Annotated in this window: 8 protein-coding genes; all 8 read left to right on the top strand. The window is 70.6% G+C overall.

The annotated features are described in order from the left end of the window. Positions 1-125 precede the first annotated feature (125 nt). The gene (locus tag Aple_RS38600) at positions 126-293 is read left to right on the top strand and encodes a hypothetical protein (protein ID WP_155349710.1); all 168 of its coding nucleotides are present in this window, start codon (positions 126-128) and stop codon (positions 291-293) included. An 11-nt stretch (positions 294-304) separates the two neighbouring features. Continuing rightward, positions 305-1147, top strand: a complete 843-nt coding sequence (locus Aple_RS38595; protein ID WP_155349709.1) for a M55 family metallopeptidase — start codon at positions 305-307, stop codon at positions 1145-1147. 17 nt (positions 1148-1164) lie between these two features. After that, complete coding sequence (locus Aple_RS38590; protein ID WP_155349708.1) at positions 1165-2706, top strand: flavin monoamine oxidase family protein; 1542 nt, start codon at positions 1165-1167, stop codon at positions 2704-2706. A gap of 11 nt (positions 2707-2717) precedes the next feature. Then, positions 2718-3209, top strand: a complete 492-nt coding sequence (locus Aple_RS38585; protein WP_155349716.1) for a YbaK/EbsC family protein — start codon at positions 2718-2720, stop codon at positions 3207-3209. A 106-nt stretch (positions 3210-3315) separates the two neighbouring features. After that, complete coding sequence (locus tag Aple_RS53020) at positions 3316-5418, top strand: serine/threonine-protein kinase (RefSeq protein WP_176644305.1); 2103 nt, start codon at positions 3316-3318, stop codon at positions 5416-5418. Further along, the gene (locus tag Aple_RS55810) at positions 5419-7434 is read left to right on the top strand and encodes a serine/threonine-protein kinase (RefSeq protein WP_155349707.1); all 2016 of its coding nucleotides are present in this window, start codon (positions 5419-5421) and stop codon (positions 7432-7434) included. Positions 7435-7501: 67 nt separating this feature from the next. Then, positions 7502-8728, top strand: coding sequence for a serine/threonine-protein kinase (locus tag Aple_RS38570; RefSeq protein WP_155349706.1), 1227 nt, complete (start codon positions 7502-7504; stop codon positions 8726-8728). A 124-nt stretch (positions 8729-8852) separates the two neighbouring features. Then, positions 8853-9632: an electron transfer flavoprotein subunit beta/FixA family protein gene (locus tag Aple_RS38565; RefSeq protein WP_155349705.1), complete on the top strand. Its 780-nt coding sequence runs from the start codon at positions 8853-8855 to the stop codon at positions 9630-9632. Positions 9633-9637: the final 5 nt, after the last annotated feature.

Genomic DNA, 9637 nt, shown 5'->3' with positions numbered 1-9637 from the left:
GGTGGGAGAACCACCTAGAGTTTGGTAGGTGCGGAGAAGCCCGGATTGTGATCAGAGCTGGGCGTTTTCGTTGTTTGGTGCGGCTAATGTGGCCGTTCATGCGGTTCGTCTTGAGGGTTGTTCCTATGCGGCTTCGGCGGGCGGTGCGGGCCCGGATCGATGCGCGTTATGTGACCAAAGCTGATCATCTGCGGGACATCAGGGATACCTTGTGGGAGGTCCAGATGTTGCGGCGGGAGGTTGTGGCGATGCGGCGGGAGCTGGATCGGTTGCGGGATCTCAAGACCGTCTGAGAGTTGGGGGCATGCGGGTTTATCTGTCGGTTGATATGGAGGGTGTCACCGGGCTGACCGATCCTGAGGAGATGCACGCGGGCGGCCGGGGGTATGAGCGTGGCTGCGAGCTGATGACGGGGGACGCCAACGCGGTGGTGGCGGGGGCGTTCGAGGTGGGGGCGCGGGCGGTTCTGCTCAATGACGCGCACGGGTCGACCAAGAATCTCCGGGTCGATCTGCTGGACCCGCGGGCCACGCTCATCAGAGGGCCGGGGAAGCCGCATCGGATGGCCCAGGGATTGACCGCGGACTTCGACGCCGCCTGTTTCGTGGGATATCACGCCAGGGCAGGCGTGCCGCACGGGGTGCTCAACCACACGTGGATGGGTAAGGAGATCCACAACGTCTACCTCAACGACGAGATCTGCGGGGAGACGCGGCTGGTGGCGGGGTTCGCGGGAGCGTTGGGGGTGCCGGTGGCGCTGGTCACGGGCGATGACGCGGTCTGCGAGGAGGCCGTGGAGTTGCTGGGCGAGGTGGAGACGGTCGCGGTCAAGAAGGGCGTGGATCGTTTCTCGGCCGAGTTGTTGCCGCCGTCGGTAGCCCAGGAGCGGATCAGAAAAGCGGCCGGCAGGGCGTTGAACCGGCTGCCGGATTTTTCGCCCTACGTCGTGCAGCCGCCGTACCGGCTGGGGGTGGAGTGGAACTCCACGGCCATCGCGGCGGGTTGCGCCCTGGTCCCGGGCACGCGCCTGGTCGGCCCCCGGCACACCGAGTTCGAGACCGGCGACTACCACGAGATCATGGCCCTCTTCGGTCTCTTCGCGATGATCGCCGGCCAGGTGGCCTGCGGCAGCGGAATCTACGGCTGACCGCTCAAGGAGACTCGATGACCGTCACCCGGCGCGCGCTGCTGATCGGACTGGGGGCCGCCGGAGGGGCGGGCGCCATGTTCGCCGCCATGAACGTGCTCGGCTTAGCCCCCGGCGAGCAGCGCTCGGACTTCGAACCCCCGCGCCCGTCGGACTTCGCGTTACGCGGCAAGTCCGCCGCCAAAGTCGTCATCCTCGGCGCCGGCGTCGCCGGCCTCACCTGTGCGTACGAACTAGGCAAAGCCGGATACGACTGCACGATCCTGGAGGCCGCCGACCGGATCGGCGGCCGGAACCTGACCCTGCGAGGCGGCGACCAGCTCACCGAGACCACCGGCGAGAAGCAGATCGCGCGCTTCGGCGAGGACGTCTACTTCAACGCGGGCCCGGCCAGGATCGCCGCCTGGATGGTCACCCTCGACTACTGCCGCGAACTCGGCGTCCCCATCGAACCGTTCGTCAACGGCAACGCCTCCGCCTATATCTACACCTCCGGCATGAAGGCCCCCGTCCGCTTCCGCACCGCCCGCGCCGACATGTACGGGCACCTCTCCGAACTCCTGGCGAAGGCCACCAGCCAGGGCGACCTCGACAAACTCATCCCCAGCTCCGACAAAGAGCTCCTGCTGGACTTCCTCCGCCAGTTCGGCGACCTCGGCGAGAAGACCACCTACGAGGGTTCGGAACGCAGAGGTTTCGCGGCCTACCCAGGCGTGGAGGCCGGAACCGCGCTCCCGCCGCCGCCCACGCTCAGCGAACTGCTCGGCTACCGCCTGGCCCCCGCTCTCACCTTCGAACTCTCCGCCGACCAGGCCATGCCCATGTTCCAGCCGGTCGGCGGCATGGACTCGATCGTCACCGCCCTCGCCGACGCGGTCGGCCGGGACCGGATCCAGCTCTCGTCCCCGATCTCCAAGATCACCAACCTGCCCGCCGGCGTCGAGATCACCCACGCCGGCGGCACGATCAAGGCCGGCTACTGCATCGCCACCCTCCCCCCGCACCTCATGGCCAAACTCCCCGGCAACCTCGACCCCGCCGTCCTGGCCGCACTCGGCTCCGCCCAGCCCTACTCCGCCGGCAAGATCGCCCTGGAGTACGGCCGCCGCTGGTGGGAACAGGAGGACCGCATCTACGGCGGCATCACCGAGACCGACCTCGACATCGGCCGCATCTGGTACCCCTCACACGGCTTCCACCACCGCCGCGGCCTGATGATCGGCTCCTACAACTTCGGCCCCGACGCCGACACCTACGCCGCCCTGAAACACCCCGACCGCCTGGAGAAGGCACTCATTCAGGGCGAACGCGTACACGGCCCGAGACACCGCAAGGATCTTCTCTCCAGCGTCTCGATGGCCTGGACGAAACGCCCCCACATCGAGGGCGCCTGGGCCTACCTCCCCCCGTCCAGCGCGCTCCGCGAACCCGCCGGCCGGGTCTACTTCGCCGGCGACTGGCTCACCCACCTGGTCGCCTGGCAGGCTGGAGCCTTCGAATCCGCCCGCCACGTGGTGACCCGCCTCCACGACCGGGTGCTGAAGGAGGAGACTGAGTGACGCTCGACTGGATGCCCGCTTCCGACCACCTCGACCTGCTGGCCGACCCGGTGGCCAAAGCCCTGACCCCGGGCCTGCGGGTGGCCGAGATCGACCCCGACCTGGCCGACACGGCCGCCTTCTGCGCCAGGTACGGCGTCGCCCTCGAAGACTCCGCCAACTGCGTGATCGTGGCCGGAAAGCGCGGCGGCGAGACCCGCTACGCGGCCGTCATGGTCCTGGCCACCGACCGCGCCGACGTCAACGGCGTGATCAGGAAATGGCTGGACGTCCGCAAGGTGTCCTTCGCCCCGCAGTCGGAGGCCGTCGCCCTCACCGGCATGGAATACGGCGGTATCACCCCGCTGGGCCTGCCCGAAGGCTGGCCCGTCCTCGTTGATGAAAACGTGACCAACCGTTCATTTCTAGTGATCGGAAGCGGTGTACGCCGCTCCAAGCTGGCCATATCCGGCCCGGACCTGGTCGCCGCCACCCGGGGCGAGACTCTGGTGCTCACATTGTGACCGTAGGCTGGGAAACCGTTGAGCCACGCCTAACGTTGTGCTTAGCAGGAATGTGGCCCGATGGTTCACTCATGGACGGTGTTTTAGTCGGTATGGTGCTTAAGGCATGAATCAGGACGACCGACTGGGCCCCTACCGGTTGCTGCGGCGGCTCGGTGAGGGTGGTATGGGCGTGGTCCACCTGGCCTTGGATCCTCATGGCAGGCAGGTGGCCGTCAAGGTGCTGCGCCCGGAGGTCGCCGGAGACGACACCGCGCGCCGTCGCCTCTCGCGCGAGGTCGAGACCATGCGGCGGGTCCGCAACCGGCACATCGCCGAGGTCGTCGACGCGGATGTGACCGGCCAACGGCCGTACATCGTGACCCGATACGTTCCCGGGCGCCCGCTGGACGAGATCGTCAAGCAGGACGGCGCGCTCCCGGTGGAAGGGCTGCTGAAGGTGGCCGCCGGGGTGGCCGAGGCGCTCGCCGCCGTGCACGCCGCCGGGGTCATCCACCGCGACCTCAAACCGGGCAACGTCCTGATGCTGGACGGCGAGCCGGTGCTGATCGACTTCGGCATCGCGCAGGCCGTCGACGCCACCCGGCTCACCCAGACCGGCATGTTCATCGGCACCCCCGGCTACCTCGCCCCCGAGATCATCGAAGGCCACGAGGCCGGCCCCGAGGTGGACGTGCACGCCTGGGCGGGCACGCTGCTCTACGCGGCCACCGGCCTGCCGCCGTTCGGCAAGGGCACGCTGGAGATGATCTTCTTCAACATCACCTCCGGCAAGGCGAACGTGGAGGGCGCGCCGCAGGTCATGCAGCCGGTGCTGCGGGCCGCGCTGCAACGCGACCCGGCCCGCCGCCCGAAGGCCGCCGAGCTGCGCGACCAGGTGGCCCGGCTGCTGCCGAATCCGTACCGGCCGCGGGTGCCCGACGAGGTCACCACGGTGCCGAACGTGGACGAGACCACCGGCAAGCCGATCGCGGTGCTCGGCCTGGACGGGCCGCCCCCGCAGCCGCGTCCCGCCTCGCACGAGCAGGTCAACCAGCCGGTCGCGCCGCTCAAGCCGAACCCGCTCATCACCCCGGCCGTGTCCAGGTCGGAGTTCGTCTCGCTGCTCGGCGACGCCCCGGCGACCGGTCAGGTGGCCTCCCCGCCGCCCGCGGGCCAGGCGGGCGATCCGTTCCCGACCGTGCGCGTCACCGGTGAGGATCTCCGCCGCGCCGGGCTCGCCGCCCAGCCGGAGGTGTCCCGGCCGCCGCAGCAGCCGCCGCCTCCGAAGTACGAGCCGCCGACCATCCCCAAGATCGTCGAAGGCGACATCCCCACCCGGATGGGCCCCCCGTCCGGGGCGAGCGCCTGGCAGCCGCAGCAGCCGCCACCCGCGCCTGAGCAGCCCGGCAGGGACGGCGACATTCCCACCCGGCGGGTGCGCCCGGAGGAGCTCCGCCAGTCGCTGCCGCAGCAGCAGGTCTTCTTCGAGCAGCCGCCGGACTTCTACGAGCAGACCCCGCACGTCCACCAGCCGCACCCGCCGCCGTTCCAGCAGACCGTCCGGGTGCCGCCCCCGCAGCCGCTGCACAACCCGGGCACGCGGCCCGGCGCCATGCTCCAGCGTTCCAAGGCCTACGGGGTGGCCAGCTCGCTCATGCTGGTCGCCATGACCGCGGCGGCCGTGATCGCGCCGGTGCTGGTCGCGCTGATCGCGATCCCCGCCGTCGTGCTGTTCCGGGCCGCCGACATCGCCCAGCCGGAGCTCAACACCCGCCGCCCGATCGGCGCCGCGGCCAGCGACGTGTTCCGGGTGCTCGGCCTGCCCGGGCCGCTGTTCAAGTCGATCGCGTCCACGCTGGGCCTGGTCCTCTACGGGCTGATCCTCGGCGTCCCGGTCACGCTGCTGCTGACCGTCCTGGTCACCACCATGGACGAGAACTCCGCCCTCGCCTGGGGCGTCGCCGTCGCCCTCTGGGCGATCTGCGCGGGACCGGCCGTGGAAGCGCCCACCCGCCAGGTACGGCGTACGCTCGCGTCCCTGCTCCCCACCCGGGGCGCGGCCCTCGGCGCGGCGTGGGGGATCGGGGTGATCGCGGTGTTGCTGACCGGAATCGCGCTGCTGTCGGTGAGGGGGGACAACACCGCCGGGCTCTTCTGGGGCTTGGACACTCAGGAGCTGATTCAGCGTTTGGGCGTGCTACGGGAACAGGGACCAGGGGGGTCATAGATGGCCACGACTGAGGCTCCGGAGCGGATCGGGCCCTACCGGCTGCTCCGCCGGCTCGGTGAGGGGGGCATGGGGGTTGTCCACCTCGGACTCGACAAGGACAACCGCGAGGTCGCCGTCAAGGTGCTGCACCCGCATGTCGCCTCCGACCTGAAGGCGCGGGACCGGCTCACCCGCGAGGTGGAGACCATGCGCCGGGTGCGCAGCCCCCGGGTCGCCGAGGTCCTGGACGCGGATCTGATCGGGGCGGCGCCGTACATCGTGACCCGGTTCGCGCCCGGCCGCACGCTGGAGCAGCGCGTGCTGGAGGACGGGCCGCTGGCGGCCCACGACCTGATCCGGCTGGCGCGCGGCCTCTGCGAGGCCCTGGTCGCGGTGCACGCCGCGGACGTCATCCACCGCGACCTCAAACCGGCCAACGTGATGCTGGTCGAACGCTCCGGCGGCTTCGAGCCGCTGGTCATCGACTTCGGCATCGCGCACCTGGTCAACGCCACCCGGCTGACCCAGACGGGCATGTTCGTCGGCACCCCCGGCTACCTCGCGCCCGAGATCATCAGGGACGCCGGGATCACCCAGGCCGCCGACGTGCACGCCCTGGCGGCGACGGTCTTCTTCGCGGCCACCGCGCAGCCGCCGTTCGGGTCCGGCACGTTCGAGGTGGTCTGTTACAACATCCTGGAGGGCAAGGCCAAGGTCGACCTGGCGCCCGCGTGGCTGCGCGGCTGGCTGCGGCTGGCCCTGTCCACCGACGTGGCGACGCGGCCCACGGCGGGCGCGCTGCTGCGGCTGACCCGGGCGCTGGACCCGTCGGTGACCGTGTTCAAGGAGTCGGCCGCCACCCACGTGCTGACCGGCGAGGACGGCACCCGCGTGCTGGAGGACGGGACGCAGATCCTGGCCGACGGCACCCGCATCCACGTTGACGGCACGCGGGTCCTGAACGACGGCTCCAAGGTGCTCGCGGACGGCACCCGCGTCCTGGCCGACGGAACCCGCATCCTGAACGACGGCACCCGGGTGGTGAACGACGGCACCCGCGTTCTCGACGACGGGCCCGGTGGCACGCGGGGGCTGCCCGTCAACCAGACGCACTCCGATCTGCTGACGCCGGTCAACTACGTCAAGCCCGCTCGGCCGCAGAAGCCGCAGAAGGCGCGTAAGGCCGCGCCGCCGCCACCCTACGTGCCGCCCCCGCCGTACCAGCCGGCGCCGTTCCCCGACCAGCGGGTGGCCGGGTATCCGGCGCCGGTGAACGCGCAGCCGACCGCGCCGCCCCGATACCAGCCGCCGCCGCCCGCGCAGGCCAGGCCGTACCAGCCGGAGCCGAGCCCGAGCGGGCAGCGCTACCGCACCGGGCATCCGGTCCTGGCCGCGATGTTGCTCGCCGTGCTGGTCGCGGCGGCCTGCCTGCTGCCGGTGATCGTCAGCCTGTTCGCCATCGCCGCCGCGCTCTGCCTGCGGGTCGGCCACTACCTGTTCGGCGGCCTCACCGAGCGGCGGCAGGCCCGGGGGAGCAGCGGCGCCGACCCGGTACTGGCCGTGCTCGGCACCCCGTGGGCGCTGATCAAGGCGACCCTGGCGACGCTGTTCCAGGTGCCGCTCGCCCTCATGTTCGGGGTGTGCGTCTGGGGCGTGCTGGTGTACGGCGCGAAGCTGGAGACCGACACCGCCGCCGGATACGCCGCCGGCGCGTTCGTGGCCGGGCTGTTCATCCTGCCGGGCGGCGGCGGCCCGCGGAAGGCGGTCACCAAGTCGCTCAGCGGGCTGATCCGCAGCCCCGGGGCGGGCATGGTGGCCACCATCGCGGTCGGCACGCTCGCCTTCTTCGTGATCATGGCCGCGATCTCGACGACCGCGTCCTGGGCGCCGTGGCGGCCGCCGTCGGTGGCCATCGACGCGATCGTGTCCGACCTGCAGCAGCGGGGGCAGGACACGGTCGTCAACCTCATCGGCGGCCTGGTGGAGGACTTGATGAACCAGCTCGGGCTGGGCTTCATCACATTCTGGAACTGATACCCGATAGGTGCGGCCGTGGCCTGAATGGGCACTATAGAGCGTGAAGCCGCGAAAGGGAGGGTGCATGGGAGCCGAGTATCTGGGCCCCTATCGCCTGCTTTCCCCGCTCGGCTCGGGCGGATTCGGCGAGGTCCACCTGGCGCTGGACGGCGAGGGCCGCACGGTCGCGGTGAAGGTCCTGCACCCGCACGTGGCCGCCGACGCCTCCGCGCTGGCCCGGCTGGCCCGCGAGGTGGAGACCATGCGCCGGGTCCGCGGCCCGCACGTCGCCGAGGTCCTCGACGCCTCCCTGGACGGCGACCAGCCCTACCTGGTGACCCGGTATGTGCAGGGTCGCGCGCTCTCCGCCGTGGTCGCCGACGGTCCGCTGCACGGCGACGATCTCGTACGGCTCGCGCACGGCCTGGCCGAAGCCCTGGTCGCCGTGCACCGGGCCGGGGTGGTGCACCGCGACCTGAAACCCGCCAACGTGATCCTCGCCGACGGCGAACCCTATGTGATCGACTTCGGCATCGCGTACGCGCTGGACACGGCCGCGTTGACCACCTCGGGCGCGGTCATCGGCACGCCCGGCTATCTCGCCCCGGAGGTCCTGGAGGGCCGCGACGCCGGTCCCGCCGCCGACGTGTTCGCCTGGGCGGCGACGATGGCGTTCGCGGCGTCGGGGCGGCAGCCGTACGGGACGGGGCCGGTTCCGGCCGTGGCCTACCGGGTGGTGCACGGGGACCCGGACCTGGACGACGTGCCCGGCTGGCTCGCCCCGCTGCTGCGCGAGTGCCTGCGCGCGGAACCGGCGGCCCGGCCGTCGGCCGCGCAGCTGCTGAACCGCCTGGCCGGGACATTCCGGCAGCGGGTGCTCACCGGAGCGCCGGAACCGGTGACCCCAATGCCGCTCTCCGCCCGGGAGGCCGAGACGCGGGAGTGGCGGCCAGGCATGACGCCCGAAAAACGCTCCTCCGCCGAGGAGTCGCGGTTGCGGCGCAGGGAGGTCATCCGGCGGCGCTGGGTGGTCGGCACCGGGCTGGTGGTTGGGCTGCTGTCCGCCACCGGCCGGGAGCACGTGCCCGAACTGTCGTTGCTGCTGCTCGTCGCGTACGGTACGACGGTCCTGGTGGACGCGGGCTTCGGGCTGGCGGCGAAGTCACGGCCACGCGTGGTGCTGGACCTGGTGTGCATCGCGGGATCTGTCGCGTTGTGGGCAGGATTGAGCACGCTGTTCAGCACGTTCACGCTGCTACTGGCGGTGGGCGCGCTGCTGTTCGCCGTGGGCCTGCTGGCATTGGCGAGTTAGTCACCCCACCTGATACCTCCGGAACATAGTTCGGTAGGGTGCCCGGTAGGAGGTTTGTGATTAAGCTACTCGCGGGTAACATGCGATCAGAGCTACACGGAATACGGGAGGTCGGCCACCGGCCATGAACATCGTCGTCTGCGTGAAGCAGGTCCCCGACACGGCGACCGAGCGCAAGCTGCGGTCCGATGACAAGACGCTCGACCGGGACGCCGCCGACGGCGTCATCAACGAGCTGTGCGAGTACGCGGTCGAGGAGGCGCTGCGACTCAAGGAGGCCCACGGTGGCGAGGTGACCGTGCTCACCATGGGCCCCGACAAGGCCACCGACACCATCCGCAAGGCCCTGGCCATGGGCGCCGACAAGGCCGTCCACCTGGTCGACCCGGCCCTGCACGGCTCGGACGCGCTGTCCACGTCGTATGCGATGGCCCAGACGCTGAAGAAGATCGGGTTCGACCTGGTCATCCTCGGCTCCGAGTCCACCGACGCCAGAACCGGCATGCTCGCCGCCATGCTGGCCGAGCGGCTGGGCACCCCCCAGCTCACCCTCGCCAACAAGGTCGAGATCTCCGGAACGGGGATCACCGTGCAGCGGGTCACCGACTACGGCTTCGACAAGGTCGAGGCGTCGCTGCCGGCCGTCGTCTCCGTGGTCGAGAAGATCAACGAGCCGCGCTACCCGTCCTTCAAGGGCATCATGGCGGCCAAGAAGAAGCCGGTGCAGACCTTCGGCATCGCCGACGCGGAGATCGACGCCGGGCTGGTCGGCGTCGCCAACGCGTGGAGCGAGGTCGCCGACTTCGCGGTCGCGCCGCCGCGCGCGGCCGGCACCGTGGTGAAGGACGAGGGCGACGGCGGCGTCAAGACCGCCGACTTCCTCGCGTCGAAGAAGTTCATCTGAGGAGG

The sequence above is a fragment of the Acrocarpospora pleiomorpha genome (assembly GCF_009687885.1).
GTDB classification, from domain to species: domain Bacteria; phylum Actinomycetota; class Actinomycetes; order Streptosporangiales; family Streptosporangiaceae; genus Acrocarpospora; species Acrocarpospora pleiomorpha.
Note: the sequence above shows the minus strand (reverse complement) of the source record. Positions and strands in the feature narration are given on the sequence as shown.

Excerpts from the sequence above, each read along its gene's own strand:
- Aple_RS38600 (WP_155349710.1), top strand. The coding sequence starts at position 126 with ATGCGGCTTCGGCGGGCGGTGCGGGCCCGGATCGATGCGCGTTATGTG.
- Aple_RS38595 (WP_155349709.1), top strand. The coding sequence starts at position 305 with ATGCGGGTTTATCTGTCGGTTGATATGGAGGGTGTCACCGGGCTGACC.
- Aple_RS38590 (WP_155349708.1), top strand. The coding sequence starts at position 1,165 with ATGACCGTCACCCGGCGCGCGCTGCTGATCGGACTGGGGGCCGCCGGA.
- Aple_RS38585 (WP_155349716.1), top strand. The coding sequence starts at position 2,718 with ATGCCCGCTTCCGACCACCTCGACCTGCTGGCCGACCCGGTGGCCAAA.
- Aple_RS53020 (WP_176644305.1), top strand. The coding sequence starts at position 3,316 with ATGAATCAGGACGACCGACTGGGCCCCTACCGGTTGCTGCGGCGGCTC.
- Aple_RS55810 (WP_155349707.1), top strand. The coding sequence starts at position 5,419 with ATGGCCACGACTGAGGCTCCGGAGCGGATCGGGCCCTACCGGCTGCTC.
- Aple_RS38570 (WP_155349706.1), top strand. The coding sequence starts at position 7,502 with ATGGGAGCCGAGTATCTGGGCCCCTATCGCCTGCTTTCCCCGCTCGGC.
- Aple_RS38565 (WP_155349705.1), top strand. The coding sequence starts at position 8,853 with ATGAACATCGTCGTCTGCGTGAAGCAGGTCCCCGACACGGCGACCGAG.